Source organism: Microbacterium algeriense (assembly GCF_008868005.1).
GTDB lineage: Bacteria > Actinomycetota > Actinomycetes > Actinomycetales > Microbacteriaceae > Microbacterium > Microbacterium algeriense.
The window spans coordinates 1-17,802 of sequence record NZ_WAAO01000001.1 but is presented as its reverse complement, the minus strand read 5'-3'; the positions used below and the strand labels follow the sequence as shown (position 1 = coordinate 17,802).

General features: G+C 62.2%; 16 protein-coding genes and 1 pseudogene. 4 read left to right on the top strand and 13 right to left on the bottom strand.

Annotation, left to right across the window (positions count from 1 at the left end):
- Window positions 1-713: 713 nt before the first annotated feature.
- From F6A08_RS00085 to F6A08_RS17930, 4 genes are all read right to left on the bottom strand, one after another.
- Entirely contained in the window at window positions 714-1,388 is a 675-nt protein-coding gene (locus F6A08_RS00085; protein ID WP_151458249.1) for a hypothetical protein, read from the bottom strand.
- A gap of 260 nt (window positions 1,389-1,648) precedes the next feature.
- Window positions 1,649-2,950, bottom strand: coding sequence for an RNA polymerase sigma factor (locus F6A08_RS00080; RefSeq protein WP_192576649.1), 1,302 nt, complete (start codon window positions 2,948-2,950; stop codon window positions 1,649-1,651).
- Window positions 2,947-3,288 carry a YciI family protein gene (locus F6A08_RS00075; RefSeq protein ID WP_151458247.1) on the bottom strand — a complete coding sequence of 114 codons (342 nt, stop codon included), beginning with the start codon at window positions 3,286-3,288 and terminating at the stop codon, window positions 2,947-2,949. Before F6A08_RS00075 ends, F6A08_RS00080 begins: the two co-directional genes overlap by 4 nt.
- 122 nt (window positions 3,289-3,410) lie before the next feature.
- Window positions 3,411-3,593 (bottom strand): phosphatase domain-containing protein, encoded by a 183-nt coding sequence (locus F6A08_RS17930; protein ID WP_476738602.1) that lies wholly within the window; start codon window positions 3,591-3,593, stop codon window positions 3,411-3,413.
- 65 nt (window positions 3,594-3,658) lie between these two features.
- Between F6A08_RS17930 and F6A08_RS00065 the strand changes: the two genes are divergently transcribed.
- Together F6A08_RS00065 and F6A08_RS00060 are read left to right on the top strand one after the other, a co-directional pair.
- Entirely contained in the window at window positions 3,659-4,570 is a 912-nt protein-coding gene (locus tag F6A08_RS00065; RefSeq protein WP_151458246.1) for a hypothetical protein, read from the top strand.
- A 14-nt stretch (window positions 4,571-4,584) separates the two neighbouring features.
- The gene (locus F6A08_RS00060; RefSeq protein ID WP_124894588.1) at window positions 4,585-4,980 is read left to right on the top strand and encodes a hypothetical protein; all 396 of its coding nucleotides are present in this window, start codon (window positions 4,585-4,587) and stop codon (window positions 4,978-4,980) included.
- Window positions 4,981-5,049: 69 nt separating this feature from the next.
- Here the strand turns inward: F6A08_RS00060 and F6A08_RS00055 are convergent, their stop codons facing one another.
- The gene (locus F6A08_RS00055) at window positions 5,050-5,559 is read right to left on the bottom strand and encodes a DUF4188 domain-containing protein (RefSeq protein ID WP_151458245.1); all 510 of its coding nucleotides are present in this window, start codon (window positions 5,557-5,559) and stop codon (window positions 5,050-5,052) included.
- A gap of 70 nt (window positions 5,560-5,629) precedes the next feature.
- On the opposite strand from F6A08_RS00055, the gene F6A08_RS00050 reads away from it, so the two are divergent.
- Entirely contained in the window at window positions 5,630-6,238 is a 609-nt protein-coding gene (locus F6A08_RS00050) for a MerR family transcriptional regulator (RefSeq protein WP_151458244.1), read from the top strand.
- A 12-nt stretch (window positions 6,239-6,250) separates the two neighbouring features.
- On the opposite strand, the gene F6A08_RS00045 is transcribed toward F6A08_RS00050, so the two are convergent.
- The 8 genes and pseudogenes from F6A08_RS00045 to F6A08_RS00010 form a co-directional block, all read right to left on the bottom strand.
- On the bottom strand, window positions 6,251-6,793 hold the full coding sequence (locus F6A08_RS00045; protein WP_151458243.1) for a hypothetical protein: 543 nt from the start codon (window positions 6,791-6,793) through the stop codon (window positions 6,251-6,253).
- Between the two features lie 30 nt (window positions 6,794-6,823).
- On the bottom strand, window positions 6,824-8,587 hold the full coding sequence (locus F6A08_RS00040) for a DUF2075 domain-containing protein (RefSeq protein WP_151458242.1): 1,764 nt from the start codon (window positions 8,585-8,587) through the stop codon (window positions 6,824-6,826).
- Window positions 8,584-8,919 (bottom strand): nucleotide pyrophosphohydrolase, encoded by a 336-nt coding sequence (locus F6A08_RS00035; RefSeq protein WP_151458241.1) that lies wholly within the window; start codon window positions 8,917-8,919, stop codon window positions 8,584-8,586. Before F6A08_RS00035 ends, F6A08_RS00040 begins: the two co-directional genes overlap by 4 nt.
- Before the next feature lie 100 nt (window positions 8,920-9,019).
- A complete protein-coding gene (locus F6A08_RS00030; protein ID WP_151458240.1) occupies window positions 9,020-10,177 on the bottom strand; it encodes a response regulator in 1,158 nt (385 codons plus the stop codon).
- Entirely contained in the window at window positions 10,174-12,375 is a 2,202-nt protein-coding gene (locus tag F6A08_RS00025; RefSeq protein WP_151458239.1) for a sensor histidine kinase, read from the bottom strand. Before F6A08_RS00025 ends, F6A08_RS00030 begins: the two co-directional genes overlap by 4 nt.
- A 66-nt stretch (window positions 12,376-12,441) precedes the next feature.
- Window positions 12,442-14,241 (bottom strand): DNA cytosine methyltransferase, encoded by a 1,800-nt coding sequence (locus F6A08_RS00020; protein WP_151458238.1) that lies wholly within the window; start codon window positions 14,239-14,241, stop codon window positions 12,442-12,444.
- 298 nt (window positions 14,242-14,539) lie between these two features.
- A pseudogene (locus tag F6A08_RS00015) lies at window positions 14,540-15,725 on the bottom strand (SulP family inorganic anion transporter).
- 63 nt (window positions 15,726-15,788) lie between these two features.
- Window positions 15,789-16,757, bottom strand: coding sequence for a G5 domain-containing protein (locus F6A08_RS00010; RefSeq protein ID WP_192576647.1), 969 nt, complete (start codon window positions 16,755-16,757; stop codon window positions 15,789-15,791).
- A 152-nt stretch (window positions 16,758-16,909) separates the two neighbouring features.
- Here F6A08_RS00010 and F6A08_RS00005 point away from each other — a divergent pair, with 152 nt between their 5' ends.
- A complete protein-coding gene (locus F6A08_RS00005) occupies window positions 16,910-17,419 on the top strand; it encodes a hypothetical protein (protein WP_151458236.1) in 510 nt (169 codons plus the stop codon).
- Window positions 17,420-17,802 lie beyond the last annotated feature (383 nt).

Genomic DNA, 17,802 nt, shown 5'->3' with positions numbered 1-17,802 from the left:
CGTCAGCCTTCTGACTGCTGTTTCCCTCGGTTCTCTCCTCGGCCGAGCAGCTGGTCGTTCTCGCGGAGTGGGAGAGTCACCAGCGCTGTCGCGTACATGCAGATGGATTGCCGGTCGTTCGTCTACACGAGCGCCGGGTCCTTCGGACTGCATTAAGGAGTCAGGGTTGTGGATGCATCGCTCTTCAGCTGGTGGGGTCTTTTCGTCAGCGCTGCCGTGGTTGTCGCGATTCTCGTCAGCGCATACTTCCTCGTGCGCGGCGTTGCCCGATTCGTCCAGCGTCGGACGGATGGGCGCATGCAGACGCACCGTTCACGTCGCGATCGGTGAGCGCCGCCAGGAGTGGACGCTGTGGGCAGCCCTCGAGTGCGGAGCCAGTGGAGGAGACCGTGGTGCGGTTGCTGCGGGGGATCGCGGCGCAATCCCCGTCTTTGCGTGGTCGGTGCGTGAGCCTGATCTCATTTGTTGTGCGAGCGCAGTGAGTGGAACCGACCGCGTCGCAGCGCCGCCGGTACCTATGTTGAGGAGTCCGACTGCCGTCCGCCCGCCGGTTTCGTGGGTGAGGAGCGTTGTCGGAGGGTTGTGATCACGATGCGTGCCACGAGGATGGTGCCGCCGACGACGAGGGCGACGATCGTGAGCCAAGCGAGTAGCGCAACGATGTCGAGGCCGCTTCCGAACATGAGTGTCCTTTCCGATTCAGCCCGTGAGGTTCAATAGGTGGTCACAGTGGTGCCGCTGACTCGGATGCCAGAGGCGCCTTTCGTGGTGACCCACCCTGCGTTCGCCGAGTACGAGAGCTCGGCCCAGGCCGGTCCGGCGCTGCTCTGCGTGGCCCTCTTGATGCTCCCGGAGCGGGTGCAGGAGCCGGCGACGTTGTCGCAGGTCAGTGACCGCATGTCGCGCACCTTCGCCTGCCCTCGAGAGCTCGTCTGATAGTCGATCACGAAGGTCGCGCTGCTGATGATGTCGTAGATGCCGACACGGCACCCCACCTTCCAGCCTCCGGCGTTCTGGCACCCGCTTATCGAAGAGCGGGGTGCCGGGCCAGTCGGTTTTGCGGAGGCCGTCTGGATCTCGGTCCAGCTTCGTGAGCCGTCGGCGAAGATGTCGATCGTGCGCACGCCCGTCGCGGTGCGCTCTCTGACGGTTTCGACTGGTGCCTTTCCGCTGAGTGAGTCAGGGGCGATGCCTGCCTCGATCTTCTCTATGAGTGCATCCTGGGTCCCGGAAGCAATGCCTCCGCTCGTCATCTTCGCGCGGATCGCTGTCTCCTGGCTTTCCGTGAGAACGTCCGTACTGGCCGATGCCGCGGATGCTCCGGCGAGCGAAACAGTCGCCACGACGGTCGTGGCGAACAGCATTGAGAACGGGGAGTACATCTTCATGAGTCCTCCTGAGAGCGTGTCCCTATCGCACGTATATGAGATATGTAAGTCCCCATGTGAGGTCTGATGCAATATATTCGACGACGTCGTGTCAACTCCGGCGGCTGCTCCGCTGCTGACGACCTGAGGAGAAGGACGATGACTCTCGGAATCGGCAACGAGTTTCCGGCCTGCGCGTTGACAGTTGCCCTAGGGTCCGAGACCCGTGCGCAGGCTCCGGCCGTGAGGATCGAAGGCCACAGGGAGCCGGGGGGTGCAGGCTAGGTCGATGCCGAGGAGATGTCGTCAGCGTGCTGGGAGTATGACCGTCGCTCGCGTTCCGTCGGAGCGGTGCGTGCGGCATCGCGAAACGCGGAGCTCGCTTCATCGTCGCGCTTGAGGCGCTGCAGGAGATCTCCCCGAACCGCTGAGTAGAGGTGGTGTCCTCCCAGCGAGCTCTCGAGCGCCTCCGTCAGCGCAAGGGCTTCGGCCGGTCGTCCCGCGTTCGCGACGGCGACCGCACGGTTCAGGCGGACGAACGGCGATGCATCCACCTGCTCCAGCACCCCGTAGATGTCGGCGATGCGGGTGTGGTCGATCTCCGTCCCTGGGGCGGGGCGGACATATTCGGCCGCGACGGTGGCGCGGATGAGGTGCCGTCCGCCGGGGATTCCCGCCCGTGCCGCCTCCTCGACGGCGTCATCGAGAAGCCGTAGCCCTTCCTCGATCTCGGAGACATCCCACAGTTCGCGATCCTGTTGGTCGAACGGCACGGACAGGCCGTCGGGCGTCGTGCGCGCCGCGCGGCGGGAGTGCTGAAGGAGCAGGAGGGCGAGAAGCCCCGTGAACTCGAGTAGTGCCGGGGAGTCCGAGGGGAGCAGCTGCCGGCACAGCCGAGCAAGTCGAATGGCCTCGGCGCCGGGGTCGGGCTGCAGGGTCGGATCGGAATACCCGATGGTGAACAGAGCGGACAGGACCTCGCAGACGCTGGCACTTCGACTGTCGAGCTGCGCGGCATCCGGAACGCGGTACGGGATGTTCGCGTGCGCGATCTTGGCCCGCGCCCGCACGAGTCTCTTCTCCATTGTCGCGGGTGCGACCGCGAAGATCGCGGCGAGCTGTTCGATCGACACGTTCAGGACGGTGCGGAGCGTCAGCGCCGCGCGGGCCTCCAAGGTCAGTGCGGGGTGGCAGGCGGTGAAGATCAGCTTCAGCCTCTCGTCCCCGTGCGGGAACGCGTCGTCGTGGTCGTCGGATCCCGGGGCGATATCGGTGCCTTCGTGCGGCTCGTGCTCCAGGCGAGCCACCGCCCGCCGCTCGGCGTCCGCGTGCCGGACGAGGTCGATCGCGCGGCGGCGGGCGACGGTCGTGACCCAGGCGGCGGGGTTCGCCGGAACCCCGTCGCCTGGCCACCGTTCGACCGCTCGGGCCAGAGCGTCCTGCACGGCGTCTTCCGCGAGAGTCCAGTCGTGGACTGTGCCGATCACGCTCGCGACCACGCGGCCGTACTCGGTCGATGCCACGTGCCGCACGGCAGCCAAGGCATCCGGAGGCGTGCCCGGCGGCTCCTCCGGGGTGGTCACATCGTCGCCCCGAGCGGCCACACGGGGCGCACTTCCACTAGGCCGAACCGGGCCATCGGGTGTGCGGCGGCGATCTCGATCGCGGCGTCGAGGTCGTCGGCGTCGATCACGTCGAACCCGGCGATCCATTCGCGGCTCTCGGTGAACGGTCCGTCGGCCACGATCCGCTCGCCGGCTCGGACGCGCACGGTCGTGGCGTCTTCGACAGGCCGCAGACGGTCGCCCAAGACGTAGGAGCCGCTATCCTGCAGCGACGCCACCCACTCCCCGGCGTTGTCCTCGGCCTCGATGTAGGGCTCAGCGGTCGGGTCGGTGCAGATGAAAAGTACGTAGCGCATGTGTTCTCCTCAAGGTCTTTCTACATCCACTTACCCAGACGACGGACGACCACCGGCGCACAGGACACAGATTTGGAAAATGACGGACCACGCCGAAGTCGCTGGACTCCGGTGGGTGCGCCTCAGAAGTCCCCTTCGGCCACCTGGAAGCCGGCCAGCCCGCGAGACCGCCACATCTCGACCACGCTGCGGCGATCGTCGACCACACGATCACGGTGAAGTGCGGTTCTATGTGGGCGTCTCAAGATCGGATTCCGGAATACAACGCCTGACGGACGCCAAACTCCTGGAATCTGGGTCCGCATTGTGCGAGCGTTCAGGTCGAAGCACACAAGGGCGGGTCCGCACGGAGAATCTTGAGGAGTTCCGCATGAAGCGAGCACAACAATCACGCACGTCATACCTCGCCCTGGGCGCCTTTGTGGCTGGAGCGTTGATGCTCGCGGTGGTCAACCCCGCTTACGGTGACGACCAGGGTCCCCTTGATGCGCTTGAGGGCGCGGACCAAACTTCCGTTGAAAGCGCAGTCGATATGCCGGTGACTCGTGAAGGCCTGGCTGGGACGCTCGGGGGCATATCGTTGTCGGTCCCCGCCGACCCAGCGCGCGGGGTGTCCGTCGCGGTGGGGACCGGCGAGATCGCGATTGGGCTGCCGTTCGCGAGCGCGGCGAGCGACGGAGTCTCTGAGGCACCAGGGACGATGACGTTCGACAACAACAATGGAACAGACACGGTGGCCGTCGTCCAAGATACCGGGCGGCTCCAGGTGGCGACCGTCTTGAACGACTCTTCCGCGCCAACTTCGTATGAGTATCCGATTGACTTGCCGGCCGGCGCCTCGTTGCTGCCTTCCGGCGAGGGATTCGATGTGGTGGAGAACGCCACTGGAGAAGTTCTCGGTGCGTTCGCTGAGCCATGGGCTCGAGATGCGGACGGTCGTATGGTTCCGACAAGATACGAGATCAAGGGTTCGAGCGTTGTCCAGGTTGTCGAACATCAGAGCGCAGACTACGCATACCCCGTGGTCGCTGATCCGACGTACACGACGTCTGTGATCTACCTGAGCCGCACCCAGGTCACCAGCATGTACAAGGGTCTGAAGAATCTCAACAACATTTGCGGGCTATTCCCGATCCCCTATCCAGCGAGCATCACATGCGCTGGGCTTGCGCCGTCGGCAGAAGTCGAGAAAGCATACTGGCAGAAGCTGCGGATCAAGGTGACGTACTACAACTGCGGCTTCAACTACTGCAGCTACACGACCTTCAAAGCAGTCAAGTAGGACGGGAGGCAATTATGCGCATCAAGGAACCTTCAGCGCAGGTGGGGTACCTGCTTGTCGTTGTGATCGTCATCACGCTCGTCCTTGTTCCCCTGAGTATCGCGAGCTTCGATCTCGGATTCGTCTGGGCGGTCGTGGCGCTCGTTGCTGCCGTGGTCGTGGCGGCCAGAACGTTTCGTGGCCGGGGAGAGCCGGACAGTCGCCGACCCTGGTGGAAAATGACCAACACGCGTAGCACGAGCGTCGCGCTCACCCTGCTCTTCCTCTTTCAGGCGATGTACGCGTCTGTCGCAGCGTCGCAGTCACCGAATCCACCTCTCGTGCTCGTCGGCGGGGTGGCGTTGTTCATCGTTGCGGCCTTCTATCTGAACTCGGCGATCAGAATGGGGGCGGACTCGCGGTCGGCGTAGCGCTTGCGGGCGGTTGGGGGGATCATCGCCGCTTCGGTCAATCCGCGCGCTCGTCTCGCGACCGCGCAACTAGGCTTCGAGCGACCCGCTACGCCCTGCCTCTATCCGCCCATCCGTGAACCGTGCCTGCGCCCGGTCGTGCCGCTTGCCGACGGGGACGAGCTCCGTGGCCTTCGGCAGCCCCATTGGCTTCGTCGAGACGTAAACGCTTTCGGCGGTGTCGACGCGGAAGGTCTCGTGCCAGACACCCACCGCTCCTGGAGCCTTGCGGGCTGCGCGGTTGAAGGCGGTCCAGGCGGGGCGGTGCTGCTGGTTCGGGCTGGACGCGTAGGCGTAGAGCTTGTCGACGGATGACCAGTACTGCACGACGTAGGGCCCGCCCGATCCGAAGAGCAGGTGGTAGCCGAGCATGCCCGAGTCGGGGTCGGTGCTGAGTTCGCGCAGCATCCCCGGCATGGCGAAGAAGGCCGGCATCCACAGGTCGGGGCGCCACCAGCGGTTGATCTGCATCCCGATGTGGAACACGACGAGCTCGCCGTCGTGGCGGTGGGTCATGCGGCCCGTGATGACTTTTGACATGATGTCTCCTTGATTGGATAGTTTCACTATCCATAATGGATAGCGCTACTATCGAAGTCAAGAGGTGGCCATGAGAATTTCCGAACTGTCAGCCCAGACCGGCGTGACTGTGCCGACGATCAAGTACTACCTGCGCGAGGGACTGCTGCCCGAGGGTGAGCGGTCGTCTGCGACTCAGGCCGCGTACGGCGAGAAGCACGTGGAGCGGCTGCGGGTGATCCGGGCGCTGCTCGACGCGGGGGTGAGCATTGCCGAGACGCGGCGGGTGCTCGGGGCGCTGGATGATCCGCCGGAGAGTGCGCACGAGCTGCTGGGGGCTGCGCATGCGGCGATCACTCCGCCGGTGGAGGAGTCGTTGGACCTGACTGACGCGGAGGCGCACGCCGCCCAGCTCGGGTGGAAGCCGGGGATGTGCGACCCCGCGGTGCTGCATGCGGTCGCGCGGGCACTGCAGGGGTTGGAGCGCGTCGGGTTCACCGTTCCGGATGCGGCGATGGCGGAATACCTCGCGAGTGCGCGGCGGATCGCGGATGCGGAGATCGCGGGGGTGCCGGGGGAGTCTGCGGAAGCCGCGGTGCGGTACGTGGTGTTGGGGTCGGTGTTGGTGGAGCCGTTGTTGCTGGCGTTGCGGCGGGTGGCGCAGCAGGTGAGCTCGGGGGAGCGGTTTGGGGGAGGCTGAGGGCTGACGCGCTCAGTAACCGACGAGGAGCACACCCGAGAAAGGAAGCCGGAACCGGTCGGAAGCGTAGATGGCAGACAGCTGGTCGCGAGTCCGAGCGAATGCGCTCGTGCTGGTAGACCCGTAGCGGTACGTTGACGGCGTCATTAGCACCATGTACTCGGCGTCGAGTAACAAGGACATGCGGATGATGTCACGGTAGTCGGCGTTTCCCATCGCTCCCCGACCAGCTTCGACCTCGACCGCAATGCCCAGTTCGTCGTGGAAGGCGTCGATCTCGTAGGACACCTCTGCGCGACCGTTATCGCCGAAAAGCACCGGTCTCCGGATGCGCTGTGTCGCAAGCTTTCCGGATTCCACTACGTAGCCAAGGTGTTCCATCCCTGGGCGGAGAACGGACAGCACATAGTCACTGGTGAGGCGGTCGTCATCTGTCGGGCGCGACGGTTCCGTGTCGATAACTGTCCGCGCGCTAGACACCACTTCGATGAGTGCTACTGCCCAGGCTGGCGGTCGAGCGTTGCGCGGAAAATAGCTCCAGGCGGGGTAGTTCATTGCGGGTCTCCAGTCATGGCTTCAACTCGCTCATGGAGCCGTGTCGAGCAAGGGTGATGTCTGTATCGCGATTCGGAGGCGCTCGCGAAGATGAATGTCACACACGTAGATGTACGTTCCACGCATCCCGCGCGTCAACAGCACCCCATAGATGTTCCGGATGAACGTCAGCAGGTCATCGTCTCCGAATGCATCCTTCAGGTGCCCGGTGTTCTCCTTGCCCTTCTTGTCCCGATAGCTCTCGCGATCCGCGACGATCTGCCCGGTCGCCGGGTCGAGGCGGAGGTCCGGCCCGATGATGACACCGGCATAGTTCAGGTCGTACCCCTGAACGGTGTGGATGGAGCCAACCTCTTCGAGTGACCCTTTCGAGTTGATCCAGTCCTTGTCGGTGCGGTTCCATCGCATCCGCTCGCCATCGAGTTCGATGTCAAAGGCATCCGGGTCCTTCTTCGACACCCAATCCCACGCATAGCCTGCGACGAGGCGCGAAAGACCGACCTCAGCATCCTTCCGCCGGATGGCGTCGCGCATCTCTCCGAGGTTGTCGAAGAGGCGGAGCTCATACTCGCCGAGGTCAGGGAGCGACGGCACTTCATCCCGAAGCAGGGCGCGGACGAACTCGACGTAGTCTGCGCCAGCCTGCACGCGCATCTGGGTCGTCAGGCGGAAGAAGCGATGCGCATCCTTAGCCCCGGTGATCTCGACCTTTAGCGCCGCAGGGGACAGATCATGAGGGCGCACGCTCTGCTCTCCGTCGACGAGTAGGAGCTGATGTTTGCTCCGCGCCTTGATCCAGTCGAGCTGGGTGTACTGAGGATCGTCGCTTCCGAACAGCGCCTCGTTGATCGCGCGGAACTTCTTATTCTGCACACCTGATGCTTGGTTGGCTCGCTGCCCGAGTCGGTGGGTCTCGTCGACAAGGACGAGGTCGTAAGCCTCGTTCGATTCACCGAGCTGGAACGGCGACATCACCATCGAGGCATCGAGCTTGGACGTCTTCTTGAAAACCTTCTTCACCGACATCCGCAGAGACTGCTGTGGGATCACGAGCGCCATACGAAGCGTCTTGAGCAGCTCGCGATTCTCGGGGACGAAGAACTCCGAGAACATCGAGTCCGGTTCCACCCCGTCGCGGTCGTCGTAATCGCGGATGTCGGCGAGCAACTTCATCAGGAAAATCGCGATGATCGTCTTCCCTGTTCCCGGGTTGCCCTGTACAACGAGTGTGGACCGAGCCCCGGGGTCGTGGAGGTCTTCGAGCAGACCCTCCAGGATGTCCATGATCGCGATGCCCTGGTCGTCGGTCAGCGCTTTGAAGGGCGAGAGCTTGAACAGGTCGGAATTCTCGATCTGGGGGATACTCCGCGAGAAAAGTCCCTCTGCTCGCAGCGCCTCGAACACGTCACGGAACGACTCGCGGTAGAGGGCGCGGTCGTAATACTGAGCATCAGTCAGACCGTCGTTGCCATTGAGGATGCGGTATTGGCCGTCCCCCGAGAACCAACGAATGAGATGCGATTCCAGGTCGAGACAGACTGACTTGTTGAACGTGTGATCCACGACGACGCGAATCGATTCAAGCGACTCGTATTTCTTCGAGCCGGCGAGGTGCTGACGCATCCGTGTAGCGGCGCTCACCGTCTCACCGACGTAGAGCCCGGGCGAACTGCGCTGGGCGTCGCCTTCGATCACATAGACAACCGGCCAGTTGGTGTGCCGGGTGTCGTCGCGCGCCCACGTATCAACAGCGTCACGACGGAAAGGGAGGCGCTGGATGCTGAAATCTGTCACTCCGGCGCCTCGGAAAGCTTCGTGTACTTCGTCATGCGGCCCTTGGCCAGCTCCACCGGATACTTCGCCTTCGTCGACTCCAACTTCTTCATGACGATCTCGTCGAGGTCAACGCCGATCTTGTTCGCGAGGTGGATGCAGTAGGTGACAACATCTGCGAGCTCCGCTTCGACCTGTTCTTGGTCGACGTCAGCGGACCACTGGAAGCACTCGAGGAGCTCGCCGGCCTCGATCGAGATGCTCTTGGCGAGGTTCTCAGGCGAGTGGAACTGATCCCAGTCCCGTTCGGCGACGAAGTTGCGGAGCGCGGAGATCGTGGTTGAGGACGGCACGCGACCGACGGTATCAGCCGCGAAGGTCGCTAATCCACACCTTCTCCCGCACTGGTGCTCTTAGCCCCAATCGTGTCGGAGGGGCACAGGCGGTGTCCGGTTAGCGGTCATCAGCCTCCGTCGGTTGAAGCGTATCGACCGCAGAGGCTGCCAACAGCTCCGCCTCGATCGAAGCCTCGAACCGTTGCCTTATCAAGTCGACATTAAGATCAGGGATCCCAATGCGACCTGCGTAGTGGCTGTGTTGGGCCAACAGTGCCTCAGCAAATGGTCCCGCCAACGAGGCAACTGCGCGATATTCGGCGATTCGAGATATTGGCTCCGATGCCAAGTGTTGGAGATCCACAACAAGGTCGGGGATGTCCCGGAAAGCCGGTAGATACGAGAACCGGCTGTGAGTCGCAGTCAGGATGTCGCGCCGCAGAATGCTCCAATTGGACTTGTCATCGATCTTCTTCGCCCATGCCTTATATTTATCAGCGTCTTCCACGGGGGTCGCGGCGGCGAGTACGACCCTTTCGGCGTTCGGTATGCCATCCTTACGGGGAATGAAGTCGCAGGCCGGGGTCAGGACGATCCACCAGGTAGCATCTCCCTCCCCTCCGCGCATTAGCACGTCTCCTGGTGCGCGGTGCTCCGCTGCAGGCGGATAAACATATCGATGATGCGGATGCGATGTGAACTGTTCGTTGTTCTTGGCTTCAAGTACGCGCGCCAATCGGCTGATGAGAACCTGCGAGAGCGAAGCCTCATCGGGGGTGCCAGAATACTCATCCCAATTGGGTGCCAGCTCGTCCCACATGTGTTGGCGGAGCACCTCCGAGACGGAGGCTTCGATCGCTCGCATGGCGTGGGCGGCATGACTCTTGACAGCCTCTCGGATCAGCAGCGGAACTTGGTCGAGCGCCGTCTTCTTGGCAACCGTCACAAACGGTGGCTTGACTTTATCGGCAACGTGGTCCGGAAGGGCAGTCCAAAAGACAATGGGGATAAACCGAGCCCCACGAATATTGGTAAAGGTCCGTTGGCCCGCGTCGTCATCGTCGCCTGCGGCATCTTCGCGGCGTAGATCCAGAACGATCAGGTCATATCCACCTGTGCTAGCTCGCTCATATCCCCGATCAAAATCATTCTCGACGTCAAGGGCAATCGACATCTCTTTATCGTCTTCGAAAGCATCAAAGATTTCGGCCCGTGCGAGCTCCGCCAGCTCGATATTGTCCTCGATCAAAAGGATCTTAACAAGTTCGTTACTCATGAGCGCCTCCTGAAAATAGCCTCAAAGGTCGCACCTTCGAACTGGGGATTATCGACCAGTCGTAGGTCGCCGTCGTACACGTCCTGAACCAAGCTTCCTGCGATGCTCAAGCCAAGCCCGATTCCGTCAGGCTTCGTTGAAAAGTAGGGATCGAAGATCAGATCACGAACGTCATCCTCGACTCCGGGACCCGTGTCTCCTACAAACACCGACAGTGACGCATCGGCATTCCTGACGGCGCTCACTCGTACCTTCCTTGGCGAGTCCGGCCGATTGGTGGAAGTCCAGTAGAGTGCATTACCGATGAGGTTGGCGAGGACCGTCAGCATCTCAGATTCATCGACCGTAACTTCGAAGTCGTGGACGTCCGCACTTAACTCGATTCCACGCTCTTCGGCGTCAACTCGATGGATGGCAACGGCTCGCTCAAGTATGTCAGCGATCTGCGTTTGTCTGGGGCGACCACGTTTTCTTCCACCAAAAGGTTCAATGCGACCGAACAACTGATCGATCTGATTCGCTTGATCCATGGTCCTTGCGAGCGCCTCATCTGCAACTTGGAGACGCTCCCGGCAAGGCACTGCTTCTTTCGCGAGCTCCCGTCGGCGGATACGTGCTCTAGCGATAATCTGAGCAACGATAGTGCGGCCGTCATGTAGAACATTGTCGACCAGCGAGCCGAGCGTCGCGAGGCGTGAATACCTCGATAAGACTTGCTGAACTTCCTCGACTCCGGCTTGGATCGCGCGGTCCTTCTCATCGAGAAGTCCCATGATCTGCTTGTCGCCTGGGTGTTTCGCTTCAATCGCATCCCGTAGGGTTGTGAGCTCGAACCTGTCGAAAAGTCCACCTCTGGTCGAAGCGGGCTTCTCTGCTCTAGGTCTGGCCGCATAGCGCCTGACTTCGAGCATAGATAGTGCGGCACGAATTATGGTTCGAAGATCGTCATATGCGGGGCCGTCGAGCAAGCCCTCTCTATTGGATTGGTCACGCAGCAGCGGATTGCTATCCGCGGCGATGAACACGTGTCCAATTATCTGATTGTTCGAGACTGCCAACGTTGGATTTTGAACTCGCCTTATGTCTAGGCGCAGCCAATCATCATCTTTTTCGCCAAAGGGGAGGACGCGGAAGCCGTCACGGTAGACGCTAACGCCCGCAACTTCATTAAGATCGGCCCGAAAACCTCTGAGATTCGCTGCGATGAGCGCCGTCCCTGACCGCTCGGCCGCAGCCACAGTCTTGTCAAAACCTTGCCGATCTCGATCCCAGACGCTTAGCTCAAACTGAAAACCTCCGCACAGGGGGGCGCGACGGTCACTTACCCAAAGAGCCTTCTCCTCAAGCGTCTCATCGATTTCTGGCGCGAGCTGCTCATATCGAAGCGTTGCCACACCACTTTCGTCCACGTCCCCTGAAAGACGGTAGTGGGGCTGCTGGAAGTCTTGCGGGGGTTGAACGGATCCGGAGAACTTCTCAAGCTCATCAACTGTAGAAACGAAGTCAAGGTGAATTACAAAATCTGACTCCGGCGATTCCAAGTGAGCGGGTCGAGGGCGGACCAGCCGCGTAAGTGAGGTTCGCAGCTCAGCGACGTCCTCTTCGGTCCAACTACGGTTCAACTTCTCGATTCGAAGTAGAGTCCCGCTACCACTGTGCCATTCTTCGGCATTGCTGGCGAAGATCTCGCTCGCAGTGCCATTGGGTGCAAATAGATCGCTACCGCCAATCTCCCAAGCAAGATCGATTTCGTCGAGGAACGCGCCCTCGCGATCGAAGTCCGCCCAATCGACGAGAAGCTCCACTTCTTGTGCGTCCCCTCTCCGAGTTATCAAGGAGAGCTCGCTGCCGATACGCGCAGACGCTAAGCGTCCAATTCCTTTTTCTCCGAGAACGCGTCGCCCGCCGTCGCTGTGCGTGCGCTTCTGCTTGTTGTCGGTGGCGATCTCAAGCCACGCTGATTCCACCGTTTCGGCATCCATGCCAGTGCCGTCGTCCCAGACTTCGATCCGCCCGTCGGTGGGGGTGAGGGGCCCGATAAATCGGACCACCACGTTCTTGGCATCGGCGTCGAACGAGTTCTTGACGAGTTCTATGATCGCGACTTTATCGTTGCTGATTAGGTCGTTTCCGAGCGTTCGTAGGAGTCGCGCGCGGGGTCTAAGCCTGCCTCGACCCGAGCTGTCTGTGGTTGCCACCCTCTACCCCTTCGGAAACGATTGATCCGTTCTACCGCACGCTATCGGGTTTCTTCGGTCCGCGCGTCAAAATTCTGACTCGGCGCGAATTCTCGGTGCTGCAGCGATGTCCACGTGGCGTAACGCACACATCCGTAGTGCCGCGTTCTCACCGACGCCCACTAGCTGGGCCGCGGCTACCTTTACGTCAGTATGGAGCCCCCGCAGATGCGAAGGAAGGCGCATCAACGTTGTGACTGCCTTGCCCACGTGAGCGTTCACAACAAGCTCGGGTCCGCCTTGCAGGATCGACATGACTCGGCGTTGAGAAGGTCGCATGTGTTCAAGGAGGTCATCGGGGGTTGCAGGCGCGTCGGTTCGACGGACTGACTCTCTCAGTCCTCGTACGAGTATTCGGCGTCCGCGGCTCAAACGATCGGTCGGAAGGGCCGTGAGCTGCTCGAGGCCTAGGGACGATTGTGATCCGATCGGAGTCATGATAGCTCGAGCCAGGTCAGGCGATAGCCGCTGAACATCGAGCAATGCGGCCAGCGCGGAAGCCATCGGGGTCATTCGGTGGCCGGGATAACGCCACCAGAACGTCTCGCGGTCGTGCATTGCCCAATTGGTTAGCCCGTTTCGGAGCGCGGTGATTTCTACCTGGGCGACCGGCGCGCTGCCTTCACGATCGGCTGCGGCTTCCGCGACTGCTTTGCCGAGCATCGGAGGGACTGCGTTGCCGATCTGTCGGAACGCATCACTCCGTGTTCCGGAGAATCGAAAGCTGTCGGGAAAGGTTTGAATTCGGGCGGCTTCCCTGACTGTAAGTGTGCGGTGCTCTCCAGGGTGGATGTACCAGTATCCGTCCTTAGCGATGTGCGCGGTGATTGTTCTGCTCAAATCGTCCCAGTCGAGCCGCTTGTACTTGTCGTTGAAGGTGTCGGAACGGTATCGACGAAGGTGCTCGGGCAGGTCTGAGTACAAAGTGCGGGGTGTCATCAGCTCAAATGCTTCACGATCGTCACTGCGCACGGGGCGGGTCATGTGGTCGAAAACCAGGGGGCCGGCATCTCCGCGTAGTTGCCTTGCAAATTCGGAGAGGGCTTCTCCGACGTACGGGAGTTCTCTTGCACCGGTGGTGGCCCCGAGCTTCGGAAGATCACTGATGGCATCGCGAACATTCACGCGATCACTCTGGGGCTCGGGCCATCGGGGAGCGCCATCCTTCCGTGCTTGAAGGATGAAGCGCTTTCGATGCTGTGGCACGCCGTGCCGCCATGCGTCGAGGAGCCGGTAGTCCACCGAGTAGCCCGACCGTTCTAGGATGTCGGCAATGGTCCGGATCACGAGTAGGTCATCACCGATTGCCATGTCGGGAACGTTTTCCATGATGACCGCGCGCGGCCGCAGCGCAAGAACGACGTCAACAAACGAGCGCCAGAGCTCGCGCCGATGGTCATCTTCCTCTCTTGCGCCCTGATTCACGAGACTGCGAATCTTCGCGCGCCCGGCTCGGCTGAATGGCTGGCATGGTGGGCCACCGACTATCAAGTCAAGGTCGATCTCGCGCAATTGTGAGATAAGCTCGCGCACTTGCTCGGGGTCACTCATGTCTTTGTGGATCGCTAGTCCTGGAAAGTTGGCTTGATGTGTCTCGAGAGCGCGGCGGTCGTGATCGACGGCTGCGACGACGGTCCAGCCGGCAGCCTGGACCCCGAGGCCGAGTCCACCTGCCCCAGAGAAGAGGTCAAGAGCCAACGGTCGGCCCGCGGACTTTTCGTCGCTGCACCAGGAAGCGAATGCGTCTTCGTTGGGTGCGGATTCATGGCGGTCCAGCGCTAACGGCGCGGAACGCTCAAGCTTGACTCCATACTCCGCCAAGGACATCCTCTCGGTGCTCAACTCCAGGAGAACATCTGCGTCACTTCTGGGCGAAACGACGCACCGCTTCTCTGAACCAATTCAACACTGTGTTCGAGCTCAGTGCGAACCGCGCTTGATCGGTGTGAACCATCTCAACAAGGTGCGTATCTTATCCCGTGTTAGGTTGCCATAGGTCCGCCGGCAGCAGCTTCGTAGTCCTGAGTGTACTTCGACCTCGGCCTCAGTCGCTTGGCCTTGGTGTCGATCGCGGTGGGAACTGCAACGTGCTAGACGGGCCGCAATCGCCCTTGTCCTGTTCCGCCTACTCGAACCCACCCGTCAACCGCCCGTGCATGGTTCCGCTCGGGTCGTTCATCCCGACGATCTCCACCGTCTTCCCCAACGCTTGATACTTCGTCTCAATCGCATCCAGCGCAGCAACGGTCGACGCATCCCACACATGCGATCCCGTCAGATCAATCACCACCCGAGATGGGTCGGATGAGTAATTGAACAACGTCGTCAGATCATTGCTCGAAGCGAAGAACAACTCCCCCTCCACGACGTACGTCACAACGTCCCCAGCCGAAGACAAGACCCGCGACACGGAAACGAAGTGCGCCGCCCGCCGCACGAACAGCACCGACGCGACCAGCACTCCACCCACAACCCCGACCGCCAGGTTATGCGTGATCAGCACCAGCACCACCGTCGCCACCATCACGAACGTCTCGCTCTTCGGCATCCGCTTCAGCGTCGACGGACGCACGCTGTGCCAGTCGAACGCCCCGATCGCCACCATGATCATCACGGCCACCAGCGCCGCCATCGGAATCGTCCCGACGAAGTCGCCGAACACCACGACCAACAGGAACAGGAAGATGCCGGCGCAGAACGTCGAGATGCGGGTCCGCGCACCAGACGCCTTCACGTTGATCATCTTCTGACCGATCACCGCGCACCCGCCCATGCCGCCGAAGATCCCGGACAGCACGTTCGCGACGCCCTGCCCCCACGATTCACGCGTCTTGTTCGAGTGGGTGTCGGTGATCTCGTCGACGAGCTTCGCGGTGAGCAGCGACTCCATGAGCCCGACCAGCGCCACCCCGAGCGCGAACGGCGCGATGATCGTGAACGTCTCCGCCGAGCACCCCGAGCACCACTTGGAAGATCCCGGCGAGGATGACAGTCGCGATGAAGTAGTCCAGTCCGTACATCGGCGCGACCGGTGCGATCACGAGCGCCACGGCTCCGGTCGCCGCGGTCACCATCGCCGGACGCCCGCCGAGGAACGCGATCGAGACCGCCATGATGAACGACGAGAACAGCCCCACCTTCGGGTCGACGCCCGCGATCACCGAGAACGCGATCGCCTCGGGGATGAGCGCGAGGCCGACGACGAGTCCGGCCAGCACCTCGCGGGTCAGCATCCGCGGACTCTTCAGCGCGGTCAGGACAGAAGGGTTCGCCCGATAGCGGGCACGATCATCGACCGTCGTTGCAGACATGGAGCTCCAGGGGAAGGCGCCTCAGAGAAAGAGGCAGACGCTCCAGCGTAAGGCGGACCCGCTTCAGTCGCAGGCGATCCCGTCACCGTCGCGGTCGAGCTTGTACTCATCCCAGCCGACCACCTGCAGCGGCCCCCGCACATAGGCCGGCCCGTCGCCGCTCCCGCCTGCGCAATCCACATCCGACGCGATCGGCACGCACACTCCTGCGTAGCTCGAGTGGCACTGCTCTGCGGGCTGCACCAGAGGCACCGGTGCGGGAGCGGGCTGTCGCGTCCCGTTCGACGTGACCTCATTCACCGGGGCGACGGTGACGACCTCGCCGACGACCTCGCGCGACGCCTCAACCCCGTCGATGTACGTCACGCGGTAGGTGGTGACCTTGGTGCCGTCGACTCCCGCGGTCGTGACGGCGGTCTGCCCGACGTCGAGCTGCGGATCGTCGACCGTCGTCCGCTCGAACGGAATCGCCGTCGACTCCTCGAGGTCCTCGAAGGTCGTCGGCTTCGGTGAGGGCGTCGGCTCCTCGGTCTCTGCAGGCGTCGGCTTCTCGGTCGGTGCAGACACGAACGGCTTGGCATCCGATGACGATGATTCTGAACCCGTCGAGTCCGAACCCGGACCGCCGAGAGCGGCGTTCGCCCCCGTGCCCACGAACATCAGCACGAAGGCGATCCCGAGGGCAGCCCATGCCGCCCCGCGGGAGCGCACGCGAAAGAGTTTCGCCGAGCCACGAACGATGCCGTAGATGGCGACGAAGAAGAGGACCAGCCCCGCGAGCATCATGATCACGCCCAGGCTGCGGGTGAGCAGGAGGACCGCGAGGACCACTGCTCCCACGATGAGGATGATCTTCCACCGAGAGGACTTCGCCGCTGCGGGAGTGGCCTCGGCAACGCCCGCGGCGACAGCTACCGCCGGCGCCTGGCCTAGAGGCGCGGTGTGCGTCGTCCATTGAGTGCCATCCCACCACCGCTGCTGCTGTGCGGGGTGCTCGGGGTCGGCATACCAACCTTGAGGTGCTGCGGGCATCGTTGCCGTCCTTCTCCATGGTCTATGGCCGAACAATACCGATATTCCGGAGGCGCGCACAGAACGGACAAGTGCCGGCGCCGACAACCCACCCTTCCTTCTCTCCACCCCGTGCGCCATCATGAGACGACCGCGCCCACGGAGGAGCCTCCATGTCACTCGCGCAGACCCCGCCGGAAACCAGTGCCGTCACTGGACTCCCCGGCGTCGCGATCGTCGCGAAGATCCGCCGAGTCCTGATCGTGGCCGTGATCGGCGCACTGGTGTTCCCCACCCTCATGGCTGCAAGTCGCAGCTACTGCCCTGGCGGCATCGACGGGAGCGGTGGGTTCATCGATGCGTCTGGGCAGCCGACGGACGAAGCCCCCGTGTGCATCGAGCTGGCGCTCGCGCCAAGCCCTCTGGTCTACGTCGGTATCGCCGCGATCGTGCTGCTCACACTCGGCCGCTTGATGAAGGCGAACGATGAGGCCGCTGCGCTCCAGACACTGAACCGGGCTGTCATCGGAATCGTGGTGCTCGTGGGCATCGGCGTCGTGGTCTCGCACCTCTGGTTCTCCCTCATCCCCATGGAGAGCTTCACCGCACACTCCTGGTCCATCGTCCACCCGTTCCCCTTCGGCACCATTGACGTCACAACCACACCCCTGATCGTCGAGTGACGCGCGCCAAGAGCAGAGGATCGGCGGCCGATCTCCCCGCCGCAGACTGCGACACGCCCGGCGGTCAGCCCTGATTTGCCGGATCCCCAGAACCCACGTAACTTATTACTTGTTCGCCCCAAACGGTTGAGCGGAGGTCCTCGGACCGGCTCCCGTCAAGCAGCTAACACCTCCCGAATCCCAGACACTCACTGAGTGAACAGGATGAAGGATCTGGTCCGTTCCCACGGTCAGGCCGAAGAAATTCGGACTTGACAACGGCGGCGAGATTAGTAAGATAGAGAAGTTGCCCTGCGGGCCTGGTTGTGATGACTGGGTCGTGGGAGCATCCGATCCTTGAGAACTCAACAGCGTGCACTTGTCAAATGCCAAATTATCCTCGT

Excerpts from the sequence above, each read along its gene's own strand:
- F6A08_RS00085 (WP_151458249.1), bottom strand. The coding sequence starts at position 1,388 with ATGAAGATGTACTCCCCGTTCTCAATGCTGTTCGCCACGACCGTCGTG.
- F6A08_RS00075 (WP_151458247.1), bottom strand. The coding sequence starts at position 3,288 with ATGCGCTACGTACTTTTCATCTGCACCGACCCGACCGCTGAGCCCTAC.
- F6A08_RS17930 (WP_476738602.1), bottom strand. The coding sequence starts at position 3,593 with ATGCGGACCCAGATTCCAGGAGTTTGGCGTCCGTCAGGCGTTGTATTC.
- F6A08_RS00065 (WP_151458246.1), top strand. The coding sequence starts at position 3,659 with ATGAAGCGAGCACAACAATCACGCACGTCATACCTCGCCCTGGGCGCC.
- F6A08_RS00060 (WP_124894588.1), top strand. The coding sequence starts at position 4,585 with ATGCGCATCAAGGAACCTTCAGCGCAGGTGGGGTACCTGCTTGTCGTT.
- F6A08_RS00055 (WP_151458245.1), bottom strand. The coding sequence starts at position 5,559 with ATGTCAAAAGTCATCACGGGCCGCATGACCCACCGCCACGACGGCGAG.
- F6A08_RS00050 (WP_151458244.1), top strand. The coding sequence starts at position 5,630 with ATGAGAATTTCCGAACTGTCAGCCCAGACCGGCGTGACTGTGCCGACG.
- F6A08_RS00045 (WP_151458243.1), bottom strand. The coding sequence starts at position 6,793 with ATGAACTACCCCGCCTGGAGCTATTTTCCGCGCAACGCTCGACCGCCA.
- F6A08_RS00030 (WP_151458240.1), bottom strand. The coding sequence starts at position 10,177 with ATGAGTAACGAACTTGTTAAGATCCTTTTGATCGAGGACAATATCGAG.
- F6A08_RS00020 (WP_151458238.1), bottom strand. The coding sequence starts at position 14,241 with ATGTCCTTGGCGGAGTATGGAGTCAAGCTTGAGCGTTCCGCGCCGTTA.
- F6A08_RS00010 (WP_192576647.1), bottom strand. The coding sequence starts at position 16,757 with ATGCCCGCAGCACCTCAAGGTTGGTATGCCGACCCCGAGCACCCCGCA.
- F6A08_RS00005 (WP_151458236.1), top strand. The coding sequence starts at position 16,910 with ATGTCACTCGCGCAGACCCCGCCGGAAACCAGTGCCGTCACTGGACTC.